The sequence below is a fragment of the Acetomicrobium sp. genome, from assembly GCF_059026225.1.
On the sequence record NZ_JBWQOQ010000008.1, the window covers coordinates 120,001 to 142,397 of the forward strand.

The 22,397-nt window shown below is 44.1% G+C and carries 19 protein-coding genes and 2 rRNA genes (1 of these 21 running past the window's edge); 15 read left to right on the plus strand and 6 right to left on the minus strand.

Going from position 1 to position 22,397, the window contains the following annotated elements; genetic code table 11:
* The 3 genes from AC5SXE_RS10335 to AC5SXE_RS10345 form a co-directional block, all read left to right on the plus strand.
* A 23S ribosomal RNA gene (locus tag AC5SXE_RS10335) occupies positions 1-562 on the plus strand (it extends 2,437 nt beyond the left edge of the window).
* Between the two features lie 53 nt (positions 563-615).
* Positions 616-731, plus strand: a 5S ribosomal RNA gene (gene rrf, locus AC5SXE_RS10340).
* A gap of 66 nt (positions 732-797) precedes the next feature.
* Positions 798-1,412, plus strand: coding sequence for a nucleotidyltransferase family protein (locus tag AC5SXE_RS10345; RefSeq protein WP_303882141.1), 615 nt, complete (start codon positions 798-800; stop codon positions 1,410-1,412).
* On the opposite strand, the gene AC5SXE_RS10350 is transcribed toward AC5SXE_RS10345, so the two are convergent.
* A complete protein-coding gene (locus AC5SXE_RS10350; RefSeq protein ID WP_303882139.1) occupies positions 1,375-2,187 on the minus strand; it encodes an XdhC family protein in 813 nt (270 codons plus the stop codon). The two genes, AC5SXE_RS10345 and AC5SXE_RS10350, sit on opposite strands and share 38 nt — an antisense overlap.
* Before the next feature lie 136 nt (positions 2,188-2,323).
* Between AC5SXE_RS10350 and AC5SXE_RS10355 the strand changes: the two genes are divergently transcribed.
* Both AC5SXE_RS10355 and AC5SXE_RS10360 read left to right on the plus strand, forming a co-directional pair.
* Positions 2,324-3,346, plus strand: a complete 1,023-nt coding sequence (locus AC5SXE_RS10355; RefSeq protein WP_310847886.1) for a molybdopterin-binding protein — start codon at positions 2,324-2,326, stop codon at positions 3,344-3,346.
* Positions 3,343-3,783 carry a Fur family transcriptional regulator gene (locus tag AC5SXE_RS10360; protein ID WP_310847884.1) on the plus strand — a complete coding sequence of 147 codons (441 nt, stop codon included), beginning with the start codon at positions 3,343-3,345 and terminating at the stop codon, positions 3,781-3,783. Before AC5SXE_RS10355 ends, AC5SXE_RS10360 begins: the two co-directional genes overlap by 4 nt.
* A gap of 31 nt (positions 3,784-3,814) precedes the next feature.
* On the opposite strand, the gene AC5SXE_RS10365 is transcribed toward AC5SXE_RS10360, so the two are convergent.
* Complete coding sequence (locus tag AC5SXE_RS10365; protein ID WP_493917354.1) at positions 3,815-4,570, minus strand: SIR2 family NAD-dependent protein deacylase; 756 nt, start codon at positions 4,568-4,570, stop codon at positions 3,815-3,817.
* Between the two features lie 140 nt (positions 4,571-4,710).
* Here AC5SXE_RS10365 and AC5SXE_RS10370 point away from each other — a divergent pair, with 140 nt between their 5' ends.
* The 7 genes from AC5SXE_RS10370 (at position 4,711) to AC5SXE_RS10400 (ending at position 11,636) form a co-directional block, all read left to right on the plus strand.
* Positions 4,711-6,126, plus strand: a complete 1,416-nt coding sequence (locus tag AC5SXE_RS10370) for an NAD(P)/FAD-dependent oxidoreductase (protein WP_303882129.1) — start codon at positions 4,711-4,713, stop codon at positions 6,124-6,126.
* 107 nt (positions 6,127-6,233) lie between these two features.
* Complete coding sequence (locus AC5SXE_RS10375) at positions 6,234-6,761, plus strand: flavin reductase family protein (RefSeq protein ID WP_303882128.1); 528 nt, start codon at positions 6,234-6,236, stop codon at positions 6,759-6,761.
* Between the two features lie 95 nt (positions 6,762-6,856).
* Positions 6,857-7,630, plus strand: a complete 774-nt coding sequence (locus tag AC5SXE_RS10380; protein ID WP_493917355.1) for a TIGR02757 family protein — start codon at positions 6,857-6,859, stop codon at positions 7,628-7,630.
* Between the two features lie 96 nt (positions 7,631-7,726).
* Positions 7,727-8,176: an RrF2 family transcriptional regulator gene (locus tag AC5SXE_RS10385; protein ID WP_310847879.1), complete on the plus strand. Its 450-nt coding sequence runs from the start codon at positions 7,727-7,729 to the stop codon at positions 8,174-8,176.
* Positions 8,173-8,403, plus strand: coding sequence for a hypothetical protein (locus AC5SXE_RS10390; protein WP_310847877.1), 231 nt, complete (start codon positions 8,173-8,175; stop codon positions 8,401-8,403). The genes AC5SXE_RS10385 and AC5SXE_RS10390 overlap by 4 nt, the downstream gene beginning before the upstream one ends.
* Before the next feature lies 1 nt (position 8,404).
* Entirely contained in the window at positions 8,405-10,051 is a 1,647-nt protein-coding gene (gene hcp / locus AC5SXE_RS10395) for a hydroxylamine reductase (protein ID WP_310847876.1), read from the plus strand.
* 199 nt (positions 10,052-10,250) lie between these two features.
* Positions 10,251-11,636 carry an MATE family efflux transporter gene (locus tag AC5SXE_RS10400; protein ID WP_310847875.1) on the plus strand — a complete coding sequence of 462 codons (1,386 nt, stop codon included), beginning with the start codon at positions 10,251-10,253 and terminating at the stop codon, positions 11,634-11,636.
* A gap of 119 nt (positions 11,637-11,755) precedes the next feature.
* Here the strand turns inward: AC5SXE_RS10400 and AC5SXE_RS10405 are convergent, their stop codons facing one another.
* From AC5SXE_RS10405 to nifJ, 4 genes are all read right to left on the minus strand, one after another.
* Positions 11,756-12,307 carry an RNA 2'-phosphotransferase gene (locus tag AC5SXE_RS10405; protein WP_310847873.1) on the minus strand — a complete coding sequence of 184 codons (552 nt, stop codon included), beginning with the start codon at positions 12,305-12,307 and terminating at the stop codon, positions 11,756-11,758.
* 254 nt (positions 12,308-12,561) lie between these two features.
* Complete coding sequence (locus AC5SXE_RS10410; RefSeq protein WP_310847871.1) at positions 12,562-12,906, minus strand: cupin domain-containing protein; 345 nt, start codon at positions 12,904-12,906, stop codon at positions 12,562-12,564.
* A 90-nt stretch (positions 12,907-12,996) separates the two neighbouring features.
* Complete coding sequence (ppsA, locus tag AC5SXE_RS10415) at positions 12,997-15,378, minus strand: phosphoenolpyruvate synthase (protein ID WP_310847869.1); 2,382 nt, start codon at positions 15,376-15,378, stop codon at positions 12,997-12,999.
* A 173-nt stretch (positions 15,379-15,551) separates the two neighbouring features.
* Entirely contained in the window at positions 15,552-19,109 is a 3,558-nt protein-coding gene (nifJ, locus tag AC5SXE_RS10420; protein WP_310847867.1) for a pyruvate:ferredoxin (flavodoxin) oxidoreductase, read from the minus strand.
* 151 nt (positions 19,110-19,260) lie between these two features.
* Between nifJ and malQ the strand changes: the two genes are divergently transcribed.
* The 3 genes from malQ to AC5SXE_RS10435 are packed head-to-tail and all read left to right on the plus strand — an operon-like array spanning position 19,261 to position 22,318.
* Entirely contained in the window at positions 19,261-20,736 is a 1,476-nt protein-coding gene (gene malQ, locus AC5SXE_RS10425; RefSeq protein ID WP_493917356.1) for a 4-alpha-glucanotransferase, read from the plus strand.
* A 27-nt stretch (positions 20,737-20,763) separates the two neighbouring features.
* On the plus strand, positions 20,764-21,708 hold the full coding sequence (locus tag AC5SXE_RS10430; RefSeq protein WP_303882115.1) for a chemotaxis protein CheV: 945 nt from the start codon (positions 20,764-20,766) through the stop codon (positions 21,706-21,708).
* Positions 21,686-22,318 carry a hypothetical protein gene (locus tag AC5SXE_RS10435; RefSeq protein WP_493917357.1) on the plus strand — a complete coding sequence of 211 codons (633 nt, stop codon included), beginning with the start codon at positions 21,686-21,688 and terminating at the stop codon, positions 22,316-22,318. Before AC5SXE_RS10430 ends, AC5SXE_RS10435 begins: the two co-directional genes overlap by 23 nt.
* Positions 22,319-22,397 lie beyond the last annotated feature (79 nt).

Here is a 22,397-nt window from a genome sequence, read left to right on the forward strand (position 1 = left end):
GGCCTGACTGCGAGAGCGACAGCTCGAGCAGGCACGAAAGTGGGTCCTAGTGATCCGGCGGTTCCGAGTGGAAGGGCCGTCGCTCAACGGATAAAAGCTACCCCGGGGATAACAGGCTGATCCCGCCCGAGAGTTCCTATCGACGGCGGGGATTGGCACCTCGATGTCGGCTCATCGCATCCTGGGGCTGTAGCAGGTCCCAAGGGTTGGTCTGTTCGCCCATTAAAGCGGTACGTGAGCTGGGTTTAGAACGTCGTGAGACAGTTCGGTCCCTATCCACCACGGGCGTAGGGGGTTTGAGAGGAGCTGCTCCTAGTACGAGAGGACCGGAGTGGACGAACCTCTGGTGTACCGGTTGTGGCGCCAGCTGCAGGAGCCGGGTAGCCACGTTCGGAAAGGATAACCGCTGAAGGCATCTAAGCGGGAAGCCTACCTCAAGATGAGACCCCCCACTGGGAAAGCCAGGTAAGGTGTCCTGGAGATGACAGGGTAGATAGGCCGGAGGTGGAAGCCCTGTAAAGGGTGTAGCTGACCGGTACTAATACACCGAGGCCTTGTCCTTAAAAGTTTTTTCCTCTTTTCCTTGTGGTTTTTGAGTCGAGTTTAAAGCAGGCATATGGTGACCATGGCGGAGGGGAAACACCCGGATCCATACCGAACCCGGCAGTTAAGCCCTCAAGCGCCGATGGTACTGCGGGGGGGACCCGTGGGAGAGTAGGTCGTTGCCATGTGCCTGCTTTGTTGTTATTTGCGACATTAAAGTAACAGGCGAGGTGTAAGACATATCTATAAAGACGTTGCTTCTTGCGGCTGGTGAGGGACGACGCTTAAATTACAAGAAAATGTTGAGACCTATCTTGGGCAAGCCCATGATATTTTGGACGTTGAATGTAGTACGTGCATCTGGCTTTAGCCCTCAAGATGTTATAGTAGTTATTGGATATAATGTTGACTTAATGAGAAGCTGGTTACAAAAATACGATTCCCGCTTAAACATCGTGGAAAATCCTAACTACAAAAATGAGATGTTTTCGTCCATAAAAGCGGGCATATATCATTTACCCGAAGACACCAGAAATGTCCTAATTGTGCTTGGAGATCAGCCTCTAGTAAAGCCAGAAACTATTAAGGCGATATTGCTGATGCAAAATCCATTAAAAGTAGTCCAACCAGTTTACAAGGACAAGAGGTATCATCCCTTATTGATCCCGGAGCCCATGATTGAAACCATACGATGTGCCCCGCTCAATTGTACGCTTAAAGATATAATGCCGCCCCCGGAAGAAAGAATTTTGGTGCCAGTTGATGATGAAGGGGTTGCATTGGATATCGATACGCCGGATGACCTTAAAAAGGCTGAATCTATTTTAAAGATCAGACTTCAAGAGGCTGACGAAGGGCTCGCACATTAGCTCCATTATCAACGGCGATGATTTCAGCCATAATTGATACAGCGATTTCTTCGGGCGTTTCTGCCTTTATGGGCAATCCTATGGGTGCAAATATGCTATCGATCAGCTCTTGGGACGTCCCCATTTTCGATAGATTTTCCTTCATAACCGCTACCTTGCGTTTGGAACCGATAACCCCTACATAAGCCGTCTTTTTGCCGTCTAGCATTTGTACCACTTCTGTATCCAAGGAGTGTCCTCTTGTAACCACAACGATGTGCGTTAAATCGTGAAATGTCAAATGTTTTTCAAAGGCTTCATCGAGAGGGCAGGCTATTGTTCTGGCCCAGGGGATATTTTCCTGGTTAGCGAACTCTTTCCTTTCATCCCATACCGTAACCGCGTAATTTAGAAAACTTCCAAGTCGGGCTACGGCCTTTCCTACGTGTCCAGCGCCAAAGATAATTAGTTCCTTCTTTTTGCCTATGAGTTCTAGGAAAATGATGGCCTTTCCGCCGCAAGCAGCCTTTGGATCAGAAGCTTCAGTAGCCATGAACTCTTCGCTGTATAAGGCTGTTGACTTGCCATCACGAATCATCTTCAATGCTTCTTGGATGACGTGGTGCTCAAGAATGCCTCCTCCTATGGTTCCGACTATGGAACCATCTTCCCATACAAGCATTTTTGCGCCGACACTTCGAGGAGTTGATCCTTGTTCGTCTATTACTGTGCATAAGACGCTCTTTTTGCCCTTTTCTATGGAGTTCTTCAGGGCCTCAATGATAGCAAGATCCATTTTTTTTTGCCTCCTCCAGTTTTATGTATATTTATTATAAAATATACAAGTATTAATATTATAAAATACACGAGCCCGTTAAGGTCATGCAAATGCTTGGACCTTGAAAAAGATATTTTAGGAGGATTTTTATCGAATGCGAAAGAAGATCGTAAATCTAGATCAAGCCATAAACCATATTTTATCCCACGACTTAACGAAGATAGACGTTGAAAGTGGCTATAAAGGTCCTAGATTTAAGAAAGGCCATGTTATCAAGGAAGAGGATATAAGTGTTCTAAGGTCTATGGGAAGAGAGCACTTGACGGTCTTGGAGCTTGAGGAAGACGAGGTGCATGAAGATGATGCCGCTTTGGCTTTAGGATTAGCTATGCGTGGTGATGGATTAAAATTAAGGGGACCTAATGAAGGAAGGTGCGATTTGGTCTCTGAGAAAAAAGGGCTTCTTTGTTTTGACCCCGATAAAATTCATTTTATAAACGATGACCCCGACTGGGTAGTAGTCACCGCAAATCCTTATACGGTGATAGGGCCCGGGGACTTAGTGGCTGGTTTTAGAATTTTGCCGCTTGCTATAAAAAAAGCTCAACTTGAGAGGGCAATAAAGATATCAGCCCGATTTGAAGTAAAAGGTTTTAACCCTCTTAAGGTTGGCCTTGTGACAACCGGAAGAGAAATTAAAGCGGGAGTAATCGAAGACGCTTTTAGGCCAAAGCTTGAAAAAAAGGTGGCTTATTTTGGTGGAAATGTAGTGGGACAAAATATCGTGGGAGATGAATCAGAGGAAATTTCAGTGGCGATTCGTGATTTTTTAAATAGAGGTGCCGATATAGTCATTTGTACTGGAGGTATGAGCGTGGATGCCGACGACAACTCTCCGCGAGCGATATCAGAAGTATGCGATGAGATAAAATTTAAGGGAATCCCTGTTTTACCTGGATCAATGCTCATGCTGGGCCTAAAAGGCGAGAAAGTGATCATTGGTGCTCCTGCGTGTGTTGTTCATGATGAATGGACCAGCCTGGACTTAATTTTGCCAAGGATATTTGCTGGTTTGATTCCAACGCTTGAAGAAATTCGTCGTTTTGGCGTTGGAGGTTTATGTAGGCGTTGTAAAAATTGTACCTTTCCAAATTGTTCTTTTGGGGTGAAGATTTGAATTCTAAAGACATAAGAGAAGACATAAAAGCTACATTGAAGCTATTTGGATTAAGACCGACCAAGGCAAGAATTCTCGTTTGCGAAGTGCTGATGAAAGCTGGTTGTCCAGTATCCCATGGCGAACTACAAGCAGACGAGCGTTTAAAGGAAATTAACCGAGTTACCTTATACAGAACCCTTAATGCTCTTGTAGAAGCAGGCTTGGTACACAAAGTCCTCGGAGTGGATAGCTGTTGGTATTTTTGCCTTCACGAGACAGACCAACCAGGATGTCCTGGAGATCATCCGCACTTTTATTGTCTTGAATGTGGTCGTATGGAGTGTCTAAAAGAATGCAAATTGCCTTTCATCGAAGTCCCTCGTGGGTACCATGTTGAAGGCAAGCAACTTTTGGTATATGGCATTTGCAGCAAGTGTCAAAATAATTTCAGTTGATCGAAGCATTGACCTCGGGTTGGGCTTGCCTTCAAAGAAGCATGAGATGTTCATTTACTGCTTTGAAAAAGATATCGATGTCTTCATCTACAATTAAGCTCACCCTACTCATGGGTAAATAAGCGGTGGAAAATTCTCCTTTATTTACCACTACAATAGAGCCCCTGCACTCAGATGGTATTAAGGCTGCGGGGGTTACTACGAGGGAAGAGCCCACCACAAAAAATAAATCGCTTTCTCTTGCGAGTTGGATACATTTGTCCAGGTATTTAACAGGTTCGCCAAAAAACACGATATCCGGTTTTATCACACCTCCACAGTCGTCACAATGAGGAATATCTTCCTCAAAGGTCTTTTTGACACCTTCTTCATAGTCATATCGCTTGCCACATTTGATGCAATAGCTTTCCCACACGCCTCCATGTATCTCGTAAACTTTTTTAGACCCAGCTCTTTGGTGAAGAGAATCTATGTTCTGTGTAATGATCCCAATTAATTTCCCCTTTTCTTCCAGCTTGGCGAAAAACTGATGTGCGAATGTTGGTTTTACTCGCTCTAACGCCTTTAAAAACTCCCTGTGAAATCTGTAAAAAAGGGATGGATCACGGTAAAAATAAGATATATCGAATATCCTTTCGGGATTTTCTATGCCTGCTGTATGGTATAATCCCTTTGGACCTCTAAAATCAGGAATGCCCGCATTGGTAGAAATACCTGCACCGGAAAGTAGGCAGATTTTTTTAGTTTCTTTGATCATGTCAGCACATTTAGCAGCTAAATCGGACACTTCCTTCACCCCCGTAAACTTTTTATATCGCATATTTTTCTTATATACTTTATCATTATCAGAGGATATTTTCATCCTCCTCTTTTTAAAGACAATCTAAAGCGTTAAGAAATCTTTTCTTTCGCTACATAGATGGAGGGATGAGTGTGAGTGACGTTTATGATGTAATCGTAGTAGGGGCAGGTCCGGCTGGTCTTTTTGGCACCCTCAAATTAGCAGAAGCAGGCGTTAGAGTCGCTTTGGTTGATAAGGGGAAACCCCTCGAAGAACGAAAATGCCCGTTAAAGACGGGAGAGGCCCGCGTATGCGCTCATTGCAATTCCTGTAGTTTGATGTGCGGATGGGGTGGAGCCGGTGCTTTCAGCGACGGCAAATTAACGTTGACTCCTCATTTTGGAGGAAACCTCGAGAACTACGTTGGCAAAGAAAGACTTCTGAGCTTGCTCGATGAAGCCGATTCGATATGGAAAGAATATGGAGCTGACTCTGCTCCTCTTTATGAGCCTGATCCGGAGTTCGCATCGAAGGTTATCAAAAAAGCTCGTACCGCGGGTTTACAGGTGATTCCAGCGAGAATACGCCATATAGGAACCGATCGTACGATAGAAGTTCTCCGCAACATATACTATAAGTTGCGCGATAAAGTTCACATATTGATGAATACGGAAGTAAAGCGCATCATGGTCGAAGATGGAAGGGTAAAAGGAGTAGAGCTTGCAAGCGGCGAAATGCTGAACTCAAAGTATGTGTTGCTTGCTCCTGGAAGGGAAGGAGCTCCTTGGATGGAACGAACAAGCAAGGAACTCGGACTTTCCGTTGATTCTTTACCTGTTGATGTGGGCGTGAGGGTTGAAATCCCGGCAGAGTTAGCCGAAGAATTGACGGAGCAGTTTTATGAAGTAAAGGCCATATATAACTCCCCAACATTTGACGACCAAGTTCGCACCTTTTGCATGTGTCCTCACGGAGAAGTTGTGACTGAATTTCAATCCGATGGAGGTGTAGTTACTGTAAACGGCCATAGTTATAGGGACAAAAAAACTGACAACACAAATTTTGCCATACTTGTAAGTACTGAATTTACTGAACCTTTTCATGATCCAAATGGTTATGGTGTTCATATAGCAAGGCTTGCCAATATGTTAGGTGGCACCGTCTTAGTTCAGCGTTTGGGTGACCTGAAGTTAGGTAGGCGTTCAACTCGCTCAAGGATAGAGAGGGGATTAGTAAAGCCGACGCTAGCTGAAGCCGAACCCGGAGATCTTTCTTTCGCTCTTCCCTACAGGCATTTAAAGGACATCCTGGAAATGCTTGAGGCGTTAGAATCGATCATTCCTCATGTAAACGACAAGTATACCTTGCTGTATGGCATTGAAGTAAAATTTTATAGCCTGAAGCTTTCTTTAAATGAAAGGTTGGAAACCTCGGTCAAGGGCTTATATGCTGCTGGCGACGGCGCGGGAGTGACCAGGGGTGTCATACAGGCTTCAGCCAGTGGTCTAGTTTCTGCAAGGAGCATAATGGAAGACATTCATAAAATGAATTCAAGAATCTAGCGAGGTTGCAGTGCAATCTTCGTGGCGACTCGCCTAGCGCTTTATTCATGTTAGATTAAGTTTAGCTGTCATGGAAGATTGATCTATGTCAGGAGGGGGGAAGGGTCATGAGTGCGGATAAGATAGACTTACAAGCCCTTTTCACCATTAGTTATGGGCTTTATGTAGTTACCGGGGCTTATGGTGGGAAAATGAATGGCCAAATTGCCAATGCTTTGATGCAAGTCACGGCAGAGCCGATATGCTTAGTAGCAGCTCTGCATAGGGATAACTTAACTACAGAGTTGGTTGAAAAGGGAAGGGCCTTTGGTGTTTCGGTGCTTGAAGAGGAAACACCAATGACCTTTATAGGGACATTTGGCTTTAAATGCGGACGTCAAATAGACAAGATGCGCCAATGCCAATATAAAGTTGGCGATACTGGAGTGCCTCTGGTATTAGACCATGCCCTTGCCGTTATCGAGGCAAAAGTAATAGATATAATTCCTGTCTATACGCATAAATTATTTATTGCCGAGGTGGTATCTGCAGAGACCATAAAAAGCGGTACAGTCCTGACATACGCTAACTATCGCTTAATAAAGGGAGGGAAATCCCCAAAGAACGCACCAACCTTTGTCTTTAACAAGGCGTAGTTTAAATTTCGATGGCGGAGGAGCGCCAACAAGTAAAGCGTTCCTCCGCTTGTTTGTCGGCATAACTGATTTGAAATAGGAGGACCAATACAAAATTGTCCGCTTTTAAGTTTTTAGAAAGTTTGTATGAAAAGTATAACAATTTAAGCAAGGCTCAAGAAGACCCCGTTAGGTTTTTGCATTGCTTCAATGATATTCGCGCCAGGGAAAATGTAGGCATAGTTTCGTCTTCGTTAGTCTTTGGGAGGGTTTCTCAGATAATAGACTCGGTCGGAAAAATCATATCCATACTAGGAGACGATCCAGTGGGCTTCGTAGCAAAGACGTCAGCAGAAACCTTGATGGCTAGACTTGATGGTTTTAAGCATAGATGGGTTGGCGGATGTGAGATTGCTGGTCTCTTATATTCCTGCAAAACTTTGATAGAGCGATATGGCTCATTAGAAGGCCTTTATGAATCGTGCATGAATAAGCACAAAGATCCCTTGGCTGGCTTTGCCACAGCTTTCAGGAGTGAATCATTTTGCGATATAAGCGCTCTGGTTCCCGATCTCAGCAAAAAAAGTCCGTGCAAAAGGCTTAGACTTTTCGTGAAGTGGATGGTGAGGAGCGACAATGTAGATCCAGGGGGCTGGACTGTTGAAACCCCCTCGAACCTTGTGGTGCCTTTGGATGTTCACATGTGGAAAATTGGCAAGGAATTGGGGTGGATTAAAAGATCTACGCCTGACGTAAAGGCTGCACTGGAACTTACTGAAGCTTTTAAGACTATACGCCCGGACGATCCATTGAGGTATGATTTTGCCCTTTCTCACGTTGGCATGGAAGGAAGAGGCTATGATGTGGTTTTACTCAACCTGAAGCGTTAGAATTTGCAACTAATTGACATAGAGATATTAAAATTTTTTTCTTGACAAATAGGTATTTAGGTACCATAATTCTTGTATTGAAAGGAGAGTAGGAAAATGAAGGACGGAGTGGTACAAATCTCACAAGCTGTCTCAATTGCATTACACGGAATGGGACTACTTGCTTTACGTGGCAGAAAAATGAGCATAGGGGAGCTCTCAGAGATGATGTCTGCATCTGAAACACATGCGGCGAAGGTCTTTCAAAGATTGGTAAAAGCTGGATTGGTGAACTCCTCGCGGGGCCCGACAGGAGGGGTTGAATTAGCTCTTCCTGCTTCAAAGATAACCCTTTTTGAGATTTATGAGGCGATAGAAGGCTCGCCTCAATCGGACTATTGTTTGCTCCAACAAGACAATTGTCCCTTTGGATCATGCATATTCGGTTCGATGCTGAAAAATATTAACAATGAGTTTGTGAGGTATATGTCAAGCATGACATTGGCTGATTTAACAGGAAGTGAGATTAATGAAACAAAAAGTGTTGCGGCGGATAATAAGAATTGACGAAAGCTAATGTGATGGTTGTGGCCTTTGTGCAAGTACATGTCACGAAGGATGCGCCTTACTTGCAAGGAGCGCCTATTGTCTTGGCGGCGGATTGTATGGGTTTTGCTATCCCGGGCTTTCGGCAGGCTTTTCTTAAAGGCGGCAAAAGTGCGCTGTTCATCGGTTGTCCCAAGTTGGACGATGCCGATTTTTACGATAAATCGAACAAAAAGGAGGGATATTGATATGTTTTGTTATCAGTGCGAACAGACAGCACAAGGTAGCGGTTGCACGAATTTTGGAGTCTGTGGCAAGAGCCCTGAGGTGTCAGATCTTCAAGATTTGCTTATTCACATCACGAAGGGAATATCAATGTACGCCCATCGTGCCCGTTCCCTTGAAGCTTCGGACCCAGAAGTAGACTCATTCGTCGTTGAAGCTTTATTTACGACCGTAACAAACGTAAACTTCGACGAAGAGCGCATGGAACAAATGATTCGAAGGGCAGAAAATATGAGATATAAGGCGCGTAAACTGTATGAAAATGCAGCCAAAGCTAATGGGTTAACTCCTGAAACATTGAGCGGGCCGGCTATCTTTGAACTTGCAAAGGACAGAACCGGTTTGATATCTCAAGGCGAACAGGTAACGCCTGAATCACGCGCTAAAAAATTTGGCGAGGTCATTGGTGGACTTCATGATTTAATCCTCTTTGGTTTAAAGGGGAGCGCATCTTATGCTGATCATGCACAAATTTTGAACAAGAGAAGCGATGAAATTTATGGGGGGTTTCACGCATTTCTCAATTTTCTTTCCAAAGAAAGTTTTACCGAGGAGGAATTGCTGGGGAAAGCCATTGAGGCGGGCCATTTTAATTTAAAGGTGATGGAGCTGCTTGATGCAGCAAATACCGATGCTTACGGTCACCCGGAACCAAGTAAAGCAAGAGTAACTCCCGTAAAAGGAAAGGCCATAGTCGTTTCAGGACATGACTTGAGGGATTTGGACCTACTTTTAAAGCAAACCGAGGGGAAAGGTATAAACGTATATACTCATGGAGAAATGTTGCCCTGTTTGGCCTATCCTGGTCTTAAGAAATATTCCCACCTCGTCGGTAATTATGGAAGCGCCTGGCAGAATCAGAGGAACGAATTTGACGAATTCCCCGGTGCAATCCTGATGACGACTAACTGCATTCAAAAGCCCAAGGATTCCTACAAGGACAGGATTTTCACGACCGGCCTTGTCGCATGGCCCGGGGTGCGTCATATCGGACCTGACAAGGACTTTTCTCCCGTTATAGAGGCTGCTCAAGCTCAGCCCGGCTATGCCCAAGATGCTCCTGAACAATTCATCACCATAGGCTTTGCAAGGAGTACGGTCCTATCTGTAGCAGATAAGATCGTAGATCTGGTAAAGAGGGGTAAAATTCGCCATTTCTTTTTGATCGGCGGATGCGATGGAGCGAAGCCTGGAAGAAATTACTATACCGATCTAGCTAAAAGCGTGCCAGAGGATTGTCTAATATTGACCTTAGCATGTGGCAAGTATCGTTTTAACAAACTTGAATTCGGCGAAATAGAAGGCATCCCCAGGTTGCTTGATATGGGGCAGTGCAATGACGCTTATTCGGCCATAGTGGTGGCCAAAGCTCTTGCTAATGCCTTTGACACTGATATAAATGACCTTCCACTTTCGTTAATTCTATCGTGGTATGAACAAAAAGCAGTTTGCATTTTATTGTCCCTGATTGCGCTTGGTGTCAAAAATATGCGGCTTGGACCAACTCTCCCCGCGTTCCTGAAACCAAAAGTCATCTCTTACCTGAGCGAAAATCTTGGCTTAAAGCCCATTACAACGCCTCAAGAGGATTTAAAGGCGATACTCGGTTAGCATCAGAGAATCTGTCTTTTGCCTTTTTGAGGTCAAGTTTAGCTCGATAAACGAGGGCAAGAGTAAATTGCTTGCCCTCGTTTATTTTTTGACCACTTGAATGGGTGAGCAGGCGGTTAGCGTTACGTTTATCAATTTTCGTCTTAACACAGCGACCCGTGCTACAATATTTAATAGAATTAGAAGGTGGGCTTAGACAATGAATGTCGAGAAAGAGTCAACTAGCCTTGCTAGTTTGTTCGATGGCGAAGAACTAAATATAAAAGCAGTGAACAAACATATTTGGACCCTTGCACTCCCTTCTTTGATAGAGCTCTTATTAGCAACTCTCTTTGGAATGGTAGACATGGTTATGGTGGGCAATGTCAGTACAGCATCATTGGCAGCGGTAGGAATAAGTAATCAACCTATGATGCTCATCCTCGCGGTATTCCAGGCGTTAAATGTGGGTACCATGGCTCTAGTTGCTCGTTTTATGGGCACAGGTGATCGTCAATCATCCTATTTGGTACTGAAACAAACTATTATCCTTGCTATGTTGCTGGGCATCATAACCAGCATAATAGGGTTTGTTTGTGCTCATAGGGTGGTTACCTTCATGGGGGCAGAGCCTGATGTAATTCCTTTGGCTAAGTCCTATTTTTCCATTGTGTCGTCGGGCGCTTTTTTCGTTGCCGTTACCATGGGTGTAAGCGCTGCATTGCGTGGTGCTGGTGATACAGCGAGCCCTATGAGATATAATCTATTAGCCAACTTTATAAACGTGTTTGGCAATTACATGTTAATTTACGGAAAGCTCGGATTTCCTGCTTTAGGTGTAACAGGTGCCGCTCTATCCACCACAATTTCCCGCGGGTTGGCGATGATTATGGCGCTTTATACCGTTTTTCGCCCCAATTCTCTGTTTTCTCTTCCTGCTCCGCCAAAAAGATTGATCGATGTTGACCTCATGAAGCGCATGTTAAAGATAGGCCTACCCTCCGGAGTGGAGCAGTTAGCGTTGAGGACGGGCCAGGTGGAATTTGCCCGTACTACAGCGAGCCTTGGTACTACAGTGTTTGCCGCTCATCAAATAGCTCTAAATGTTGTCGGTCTTTCCTTTGCTCCGAGCCAAGCCTTTAGTATAGCTGCAACAACATTGGTAGGCCAAAGCCTTGGTGCCAACAGGCCTGATATTGCCGAAAAATGCGGATTGGAAACGCGTCGCTTGGGTATGATGGTAGCCGCTTCTATTGCTACCTTGTTTTTCTTTTTCGGCAAACAAATCGCCAATATATATACCGACGACCCGGAGGTCGCGCTCATGGCTGCCGGAGCCCTGAAGATAGTTGCCATCATGCAACCCTTACAGTCCACCCAGTTTATTCTGGCGGGTGCGCTACGAGGTGCTGGAGATACAGTCTGGCCCCTGTTTTCTACCATGATCGGGATTTGGTGCATCCGAGTTGTGTTCGCAAAGATATTTATTAGCATGGGATTTGGGCTAATGGGCGCCTGGATGGCCCAGCTCCTAGACCAGCTTTTCCGCTCAATTTTCATCTATGCAAGATACAATTCAGAATACTGGAAAACGATTGAAGTATAAAAATAAATGCCTCAAGTTCCATATTGTCATATTGTAAGGAAGAAGTAAGACGGCTTAAGATGCATAGGGAAACATGGAGGCCAATAAGATTCTTTTTGGCATAGAATCTTTGTTTATTGTTATAATTTCTCGATGAACTCGGCCGGTATAGCATCACTTAACCATATGCCGTCATTTTCTTCATAAAATTTAATCCCTGCTTTATAAGACTCTTGTGCAAAGACTTTTAAGATTGTCGGATTTTTTGTTCTACGCCGTCCTACAGTGTATGCAGATTCAACATCAATGGAAAGATGTACATATTGCCTGCCCATTGGTTTTGGGGCCCTTCGTAAAATGTTTTCTGCCGCCTTAGGTGTTGTGCCGTGATATAAAAATTTTGGGGGCATTTTAGGTTGTTGTTCTATCCTATATCGTACAGAATGGCCATAGATTGCTCTGATTTTTCCATTTTTTATTTCAAACCGTTTTTTGGGAGATTCTTTTATAATCTCTTCAAGATCATGTATGGATACATTTTTAAACATTCTAGAGTGATTCTTTAATCCCTCTAGTAGTTTATTAATGCTGACCCAACCCTTCTCATCCAAAATTAAACCATACCTTTCAGGCGCATGCCTCAAAGCATGGGCTATTGTTTTACTCAAGTTTACATATGTTATTTTGCTCATTGCGTTGTTTCACCCTTATGTTAATAGAACATGTTGAGAAATTCACCGATTTTATTGGAGTTCCGAAATGGAATGCCTTGTCCAAAGAATATCAAACTGGTTAATCTTAAAATTCAAGATCGGCCTTCAGCAGTATGAAAATAAGGGGGCTAAATTCCAATCTAACCCCCTAAGATATGTTATTTAATGCCTTTTCCAAAATTTTTGGCATAGTTTCTTGTCGAGCAAAAGCACCTCGATAATAATGGAGTATTTTATTTTTTGGCTATGACAGCGAAAAACACCAACTTAGAATTTCCGGTATTTTTCAAGCTGTGCGACATCCCTTTGCGCGTTAAAAGTATATCGCCAGGGTTCACTTCCGTTTCTGTTGTGCCATCTGTGAAAACGCCTTTGCCCGATACTATGGCGTATACTTCTTCGTCGTCTGAATGTTCGTGAAAACCTATGGATGCGCTGGGTTCCAATTCTATGCGAGAGGCCATTGTAATAGCCCCATCATCGTCGGGGATAGGAACGTAGTAAAAAGTAGCTTTGCCAGAACCGCCCTTCATGTTTTCGCGCGTCACGCCTTCGCTTGACTGCTTTAGTATCGTCATATTGATTCCCCCCTCGATTAAAACACGGAAAGACATGACAAAAAGATAAGAACCCTTCCTTTCCATATGCCATGTCTTAACTTAATGGGATTATTTGTCAAGAGCTCTCTCAAGCATCAGTCTTTGTTCAACTGAGGCTACCAGTCTTCTAGTGTAAGCAACAGTGTCGGGGTTTACGGAGATACTGTCGATACCCTTTCGAACTAAAAATTCGGCAAACCCAGGATACACAGATGGTGCTTGACCACATATAGAGCACGTTTTACCATATTTGTGCGTTGCTGCGATAAGTATCTCGATGGCTTTTAATACTGCTGGATCCTGTTCGTCAAAGTAACCCATTCGGTTAAGTATTCCTGAATCCCTGTCTACTCCCAAGGTAAGCTGGGTCAAGTCATTGCTTCCTATGCTTATCCCATCGACTTTTTGAGCAAATTCTTCCGCCAGCATAACAACTGAAGGCACTTCAGCCATTATCCATATTTTAAGCGCGCCTCCTTGGACCAGGCCTTCAGAGGTCATAATACTTTTAACCCTGTCCAATTCCCATAGGTTTCTGACGAAGGGTAGCATAACCCAGGCATTCGTTAGGCCGAATTCTTCCCTGACTTTGCGAATAGCCCGACATTCCAGCCTGAACCCCTCTTCGTATTCAGGTGATATATACCTAGATACCCCTCTCCAACCTATCATGGGGTTGTTTTCAATGGGTTCAACCTCATCTCCGCCTTCTAATCCCCTGAACTCGTTGGTCCTGAAATCACTAAAACGAACCACTACAGGTCTTGGATATATAGCCTGTGCGACTTGGGCAATTCCTTCAGCCATTCTATTGATCAATATATCTCCTTGATTTTGTTTGACCAGGTACATTGGGTGTATGCCGATCATATCGGTGAAGATGAATTCGGTTCTCATCAGGCCAATGCCGTCGAAGGGAAGATCTTTATATTTGTCTATTAATCCAGGTTCTCCTAGGTTCATGTAAATTTTCGTGCCCGTTATGGGACTCCAATGTTCCACTATTTCTCTTATTTTTTGCTCGGTTGCTCCGCCTACCTGGGCAATTGCCTTGGGTTTTTCTCCTTGTAATTGAATCAACCTATCGCCCTTATATACTACGCCCCTCGTAGCATCGACCGTAACTACCATGCCATCCTCTAACACGGAAGTGGCGTTTTGTGTGCCAACTATGCAGGGTATCCCAAATTCCCTGGATACTATAGCTGCATGGCATGTCCTTCCGCCCTCATCTGTAATGACCGCTACGGCTTTTTTCATCACAGGAACCATATCTGGATTAGTCATAGCTGTTACTAAGACATCTCCTTCTTGAACGCGATCTAACTCATTAATGCTACGTATTATTTTAACTTTGCCCACGGCTATTCCAGGGGAAGCCGCTAGACCTTTAACCAAGACCTCGGGTTCTGATTTTGCCTCAAGCGTCACTAGTTCCCTTTCCTCTTGAGGCGTAAAGGTCGTAACAGGTCTTGATTGAAGTATGTAAAGTTCACCTGTATCTCTGTCTATAGCCCATTCTATGTCTTGAGGAAATTTGTAAATGCTTTCTATCTTCTTTCCCATACTAGCGATTTTCTTGACTTCATCGTCGGTTAGACAGGGTTCTGAAATAGCTCCGGGACCTAATATGTCTTTTACCTTAACTTTAGTTGTCCCGATTTCAGAAGCTTCCCTTACAACCATAACAGTCTTTTTAGCGATCCTTTTCTCTTTTATGGTTAAAGTATTTTTATCGACGATATATTCATCGGGGGTGACAGCTCCAGATACTACAGCCTCGCCCAAGCCCCAGCTTGCATTGATCATAATTTCGTTGGGATCGTTATTGATTGGATTAATCGTAAACATCACTCCAGATTTAGAGGCGTTTACCATTATTTGAACCACTACACTGAGAAGAACGCTCATGTGATCGAAGCCTTTAACGTGGCGATAATAAGTAGCCCTAGATGTCCAAAGAGAGGCCCAACATTTCTTTATGTTCTTTAAAAGGTTTTCCTTACCTTTTATGTGCAAGTAAGTGTCTTGCTGTCCGGCAAAGGAAGCATCGGGAAGATCTTCTGCGGTAGCAGAGCTTCTAACTGCTACCTCAGGTTCGTTCAAATTAACAAGTTCTGCCAACTCAGCGTAAGCTTGCAAGATGTCTCTTTCGATTTGAACAGGCATATCTGTCTCCACAATGAGGTTGCGTATTTTAGCCGTTTTTTCTTCAAGGTCATTGGCGTCTTCAAAATTAATCTTAGAGACTAAGTCTTCAATTACTTTGTTGATATTAGACTGGGTTACGAAATCTTTATAGGCCTTTGCTAATACACAAAAACCTGGCGGTACAGGAATACCGTGGTTGGTCATTTCTCCAAGGTTGGCTCCCTTGCCCCCGACGGATGGGATGTCTTCTTTTTTGAGTTCTTCAAACCATTTAATGTAACTGTAGGTGCCTTTTGCCATTTCTCTGTCACTCTCCTTTCAAGATTTCTTTTTGGTGCGATTATAAATATACCATATTGTGGAATGAATTATAAAGAAGCGTTGGAGTTTTCAAGCATAATAAAAGAGAGAGATTAATCTCTCTCTTTTATTATGCTTGTCTTCATTAAGCTTATCGCATGCGATGCGACGGCTTACTTCTTATTAAGCACTTCGGCTAAGCCTTTATACAAGGCCCAGCGCTCCTGGTTAAATTTCTCGGCCTCCTTCATGAGCAACTCCGCCCTTTCTGGGAAGTCTCTGTGAAGCATTGCAAATCTTGTTTCAGAAAGCATGTAATCCCTTAGAGGCAAAGTCGGCTCTTTGCAATCTAGCTGGAAGGCCTTTCCTTCCTCTTTTAACCTCGGGTCATACCTGAAAAGGATCCACTGTCCCGAATCAACGGCCATTTTTTGGTGTTCTGCGCCTTGTTTTAAGTTGTACCCATGGGCTATACAGTGGGAGTAAGCCACGATTAAGGAAGGCCCTTCATAAGATTCGGCTTCGTGAAAGGCCTTTACTGCTTGAGTGGGATTGGCACCCATGGCAATTCTTGCAACATATATATTGCCGTATGTTACTGCCATCAAAGCTAGATCTTTTTTGCCGGTGGGTTTGCCGGCTGAGGCAAATCTAGCGGATGCTCCTAAAGGCGTCGCTTTTGAAGCCTGGCCTCCTGTGTTAGAGTAAACTTCCGTGTCGAGTACCAAGACATTTACGTTCTCGCCGCTAGCAAGTACGTGATCTAAGCCGCCATAACCAATATCATATGCCCATCCGTCGCCACCAACAATCCAGACGCTTTTTTCGACCAGGTCGTCAGCCAAATGTAGTAGCTCTTTAGCCTTGATGTTTGAAATGTTCTTTAGTGCTTTCTTGAGCTCCTCCACTCTTGCCCGCTGATTTTTTATGCCCTCTTCAGTGCTTTGATCGGCGTTCAAGATGTCATGCACCAATCTATCTCCAATTTCGCTCGCAAGCTCTGTTAAAAGCTGCTTTGCCCTGGCGTTTCTGGCATTCAGTGCTAACCTCAAGCCAAATCCAAATTCGGCGTTGTCCTCGAAAAGTGAGTTAGCCCAGGCAGGTCCGCGGTTTTCTCTGTTTGTTGTCCATGGCGTCGTGGGCAGGTTGCCACCGTAGATTGATGAACAACCAGTAGCGTTGGCAATCGTAACTCGATCTCCGAACAATTGGCTTAATAACTTAAGATAAGGGGCTTCTCCGCATCCAGCGCAGGCTCCGCAGAATTCGAACAGGGGTTGAATCAACATTAGGTCCTTTATCGATTGGGTATTTAGCTTTTCCTTGTCGATCTCTGGGAGCGAGAGGAAGTAATCCCACTTGGGGATTTCCTTATCGCGTACATCAATTTGAGGCACCATGGTAAGTGCATTTTTAGAAACGTCTTCGTTTTTGCTTACCGGACAATTGGCGACACAGCTGCCACATCCCGTGCAATCTTCAGGTGCGATTTGAATAGTAAAGACTTGCTCTTTATATTGAGGCCATTTCGCTTCAGCATATTGCCATCCTTCTGGAGCGTCGTTTAGGTATGATTTGTCATATACCTTTGCTCTTATAGTGGCATGGGGGCAAATGAAGGTACAACGACCGCATTGGATGCATGCACTCGGGTTCCACTGAGGAACTTCAACGGCGATGTTGCGTTTTTCCCATTTCGAGGTTCCCGAGGGGAAGGTTCCATCATCTGGAAGCTTGCTCACAGGAAGCTTATCCCCCTGTAGCACCATCATGGGACCGAGTACTTCTTTGACAAATTCCGGAGCTTTATCGGACACGGCTGGTTTGATGTCAAAGTTGCTCGTCACTTCGCCAGGCACCTTGACCTCGTGCAGGTGTTCTAAAGCAGCATCGACCGCTGCTATATTTTTGTTCACTACGGCTTCTCCGCGTTTGCCGTAGGTTTGTACTATCGCTTCTTTTATCTTTTCTATGGCGAGGTCAAAAGGAATAACCCTGCTCAAGTAGAAGAAACATGTTTGCATTATAGTGTTGATGCGAGGGCCTAATCCTTTTTCCCTTGCCACGCTATAGGCATCTATTACATAGAAACGCAGTTTCTTGTCTATAATTTGCTGCTGCATCGTCCGTGGCAAATAATCCCACACCTCTCCGGCAGTGTAGGGAGTGTTGAGCAAGAATATAGCTCCCTCTTCAGCTATATCGAGAATATTTAGCTTTTCTGTAAAGGCAAACTGATGACAAGCTACGAAGTTGGCTTTATCGATCTGATAAGTTGAACGAATGGGGTTTGGTCCGAAACGAAGGTGCGAGATGGTATAACCACCTGCTTTCTTGGAGTCGTAAACGAAGTAACCTTGAGCATAAAGATCGGTCTCCTCGCCAATTATCTTGATCGAATTTTTATTTGCACCTACCGTGCCATCCGCGCCCAAGCCAAAAAATACTGCCCTTGTGGACTCGGGATCTGCTATGGAAAAGCTAGGATCCACATCCAGGCTTGTATCGGCTACGTCATCTTCTATACCGACGGTAAAATGGTCTTTGAGGCTGGATTTCTTTAGCTCATCGAAGACGGATTTAACCATGGCCGGTGTAAATTCCTTGGAAGATAAACCATATCGTCCGCCAATAACAGTCGGATCGAAATCGGGGCTTAGACTGCCGTTACGTTTGGCTTCATATATGGCGTTTACGACGTCGAGGTACAAGGGTTCACCCGAGCTGCCGGGTTCTTTAGTGCGATCAAGTACAGCAATTGCTTTAGTGGTTTTGGGAAGAGCTTTTACGAAATGCTCTATGGAGAAGGGTCTGTAAAGCCGCACCTTTATGATACCAACCTTTTCTCCATGTTCGGTGAGGTACTCTACAGTTTCGTGGGCCGCTTCGGCGCCTGAGCCCATTAAAACTAACACTCGCTCCGCGTCAGGTGCGCCCACGTAGTCAAACAAGTGATATTGCCTGCCAGTTAGCTTCGCAAATTGATCCATCACTTCCTGTACGATTTTGGGGCAAGCCATGAAATAGGGATTGCACCCCTCTCTAGATTGGAAGAAAACGTCGGGATTTTGGGCTGTGCCGCGGATGAAGGGACGGTCAGGGGAAAGTGCACGTTTTCTGTGCTCTAGAACTAAATCAAAGTCTATCATCTGTCTCAGTGTGTCATCGTCAATGTACTCTATTTTACTGATTTCGTGGGACGTTCTAAAGCCGTCAAAGAAATGAAGAAACGGGACCCTGCTTTTTAGTGTCGAGGCTGTGGCTATAACTGCAAGGTCATGTGCCTCTTGCACCGAATTCGATGCTAGAAGGGCCCATCCTGTTTGCCTGACTGCCATGACATCGCTATGATCTCCAAATATGGAAAGTGCATGGGTAGCGAGGGTTCTTGCTGAGACATGCATGGTAGCGGATGTCAACTCTCCTGCAATTTTGTACATATTGGGGATCATTAAGAGTAATCCTTGAGATGCAGTAAACGTCGTGGCAAGTGCTCCTCCTTGAAGTGCTCCGTGAAGAGAACCAGAAGCTCCTCCTTCACTCTGTAATTCGACGATCTTTGGGACGAAGCCCCATACATTGGGGTCACCCTTCGCAGCCCATTCATCAGCATACTCGCCCATCGGAGAAGAAGGTGTTATGGGGTATATTGCAGCAACTTCAGATAGCCTATACGCGACTGATGCTGTGGCTTCGTTGCCATCGATAGTAACATATTTTTTTACTGGCATTACGTAAACCTCCTTACGTGAGAATTGTTTTTTAAAGAAAGCGTAAATTGACACCAAGAACTCGAAAACATTATACTAACAAGTCAGATATTTTGGTATATCATTTTACCAAATGATGAAAAATATCGCAAACAGGACGGAATATGATTTTATGGTTCACAGGAAAAGTGGGATATTACTTCATTTGACATCATTGCCATCCGGTTGGGGCATTGGGGACATGGGGCCGATGGGGTATCGCTTTGTTGATTTGTTATGGGCGCATGGCCAGTCGGTTTGGCAAATTTTACCATTAAATCCAACGGAGGAAATTTATGATTTTTCTCCATATAACTCAACTTCTGCCTTTGCTGGCAACTCTTTGCTCGTAAGCCTTGAGATGTTGGTTGAGGAGGGTTATTTGTGTAACGATGACCTCCCCTCAAAATTCGGTAGCCCAGATGCCGATTTTAAGCGCGCTTCGAGCGTTCGCAAAAAACTATTACAAAAAGCGTATGATTGCTTCTTCCCAAGCGACGAGTTTCAACTCTTTTGCAAAACAAACGAGTGGTGGCTAGAGGATTATGCATTGTACCAAGCTCTTAAATCTTATTATCGCCTTCCTTGGTACATGTGGCCACAAGATTTGAGAATGAAAGAACCTGGAGCCGTTGATATGGCTAAAGAAAAGTTTGCTGATTATATAAATAAAGAAAAGTTTGTTCAATACGTCTTTTATGATCAGTGGGGCAAGCTGCATCATTATGCAAAGTCTCGAGGGATTGGCATATTTGGGGATATGCCTTTGTACGTAGCGCACGATAGTGCTGATGTATGGGCGAACCAAGAGATGTTTTGCCTAGATGACGAGGGAATGCCGCTTGAAGTCTCGGGTGTTCCTCCCGATTATTTCAGCACAACAGGGCAATATTGGGGTAACCCCTTGTATGATTGGGAAATAATAGAAGAACGAGGATTTGAATGGTGGATAAAAAGGCTCGAACATGCTTTTAGCCTATACGACATGGTTAGAATAGATCATTTTAGAGGATTAGTGGCTTATTGGGCAATACCGTTCTATGAATCCACTGCTGTCAATGGAAGATGGGTTAAAGGTCCGGCAGAAAGGATGTTTGCCGTCTTAAAAAATCGTTTGGGAGATCTTCCGATAATAGCAGAGGACCTCGGGGATATAACGGATGATGTACGTCAATTTATGGATGATCATGATATTCCCGGAATGAGAGTTTTACTTTTTGGAATGGGAAATCCTAAAGGTAACATACATATACCCTTCTACTACAAGGAAAATTGTGTCGCATATACCGGAACACATGATAATAATACCGTGGCAGGTTGGTATTCAGAGGAAGCTTCACCTCAGGCTATAAGGAATTTGGCTCTTTACTTAGGTCGCAAAACGGATGTAAGTTCCGTATCCAGGGACATGATTCGTTTGGTTGAGCTTTCTGTTGCGAAATTGGTAATTATTCCTTTTCAAGATATACTGGGGTTAGATTCCAGCTCTAGAATGAATAAGCCTGCTAGCAGGGAAGGAAATTGGCGATGGCGGATGCACGAGGACATGATGAGCGCTCCGGTGCTAAAATGGTTTAAGGAGATCACCGGACTTGCAGACAGATGCTAAAGAGGTCGATAGTAAGGAGGTGGAAAAATGCGAGAAGATCGTATCATCACGGAAGTTGGCACTAACGAATGGCAAGTGGTCGTTTTTACCTTGGGAGATCAAAGTTTTGCCATAAACGTTGATAAAACGAGAGAAATTTTGCGGTGGACCGGAGTCCGCCCCGTTCCTCAGTCGCATCCGGCAATGCTGGGTATTACCACTGTTCGAGGAGAGGTCATACCTTTAATTGACCTTCGCATTTATTTGAATATTACGCCTACGGTTTCCAAAGAACAGAGCAAAGTGATCGTCACGGAGTTTAATCAGATGAAATTAGGATTCGTAGTGGACGGCGTAGAAAGAATTTATCGCATACACTCAGAAGAGCTAGATGCAACCTTAACCGGCACTTTTTTGGGAGAAAACGTTTTATATGTAATTAAAAGGGACGATAGAAACATATTATTGCTGGATTTTGAAAGGATAGTACAAGTAGTAAATCCTCAACTTGCAGACCAATACCAGATGGATTCGGCTAAGATACAAAGTGTTATTTCCGAGTTGGGCGATCCTGATCAATATAGAATATTGGTTGTCGAGGACTCTCCTTTGATAAGAAAGATGATTCAGGACGTACTGGGTAAAGGAGGTTTTCACAACGTAGAAGTGGTATCACATGGCAAGGCGGCTTGGGACAGGTTATGTGATGAGGATGGAGCTTTCGATTTGGTTATAACCGATATTGAAATGCCAAAGATGGATGGTTTAAGCTTAACTAAAAGAATCAAAGAAGATGAGTGTTTGCGTAACATACCCGTGATTGTCTTTTCTTCAATTATGGCTGATGACATTAAAAGAAAGGCGCAGAGCGTGGGTGCAGATGGCCATATTACCAAGCCAGAGATAGAACAATTAATAGTGCAGGTTAGTGAGCTTTTGAAAAGTCGGGAGGATAAAGGGAGAAAATATGATGGGACTACCTCATTGGGATAGAATTGTGAGCTTTGAAGTGCCAATATGGACTCCATATGGGCTTGACTATAAACCGGTATCGTTCGTAGGCGGGGCAGATCGATTGTTGCAAGACGTTGCGACTTATGCGATGGACCTTGAAAGCGAGCTTATTTATTTAAGCGGAATGCGATATGGAGAAGTTGGAGTCGTTTCTTATGATAAGACCATAGATCCGGGAAGAAGCATATCTTTCCCCCTGGGTTTTGTAGTGATTTTTTCCTTTTCTAAGGCGATGGAAAAATTTGTCTCGCGTTTTGTTAAGGAAATGGACGAAATCAAGGTTGGCGTTTGTTTTTGCGACCTTTGGGATAGGGAAATGCCTTTGGGGAAATACAAAGCAATTGCTTTAATAAGCAGTAATCCTTTTTTTGACGACAAAAATTTTTTGGAACATTTTGTTCAAGAACTTGCGAAGAACGTTGACGCCAAAGCTACCCCATCACTATCCTATTTTGCTGAAAAATTTGGTTATCGTCGCTTTTTCATTCCCTATGAAACCGACGATCCGATAGAGCTTGCCATATCGAGCATTTGCAATGAGTTCGAGACTGAGGAGATTATATCCTTGTTAGGTTCTATTGATCATTAAAGGTGATAGTTTAGGTCTATCTATTTAAGGCTCTGCAATGAACTGTCGTTCAAGTTATTCCTCCAGGGCTAATCAAAAG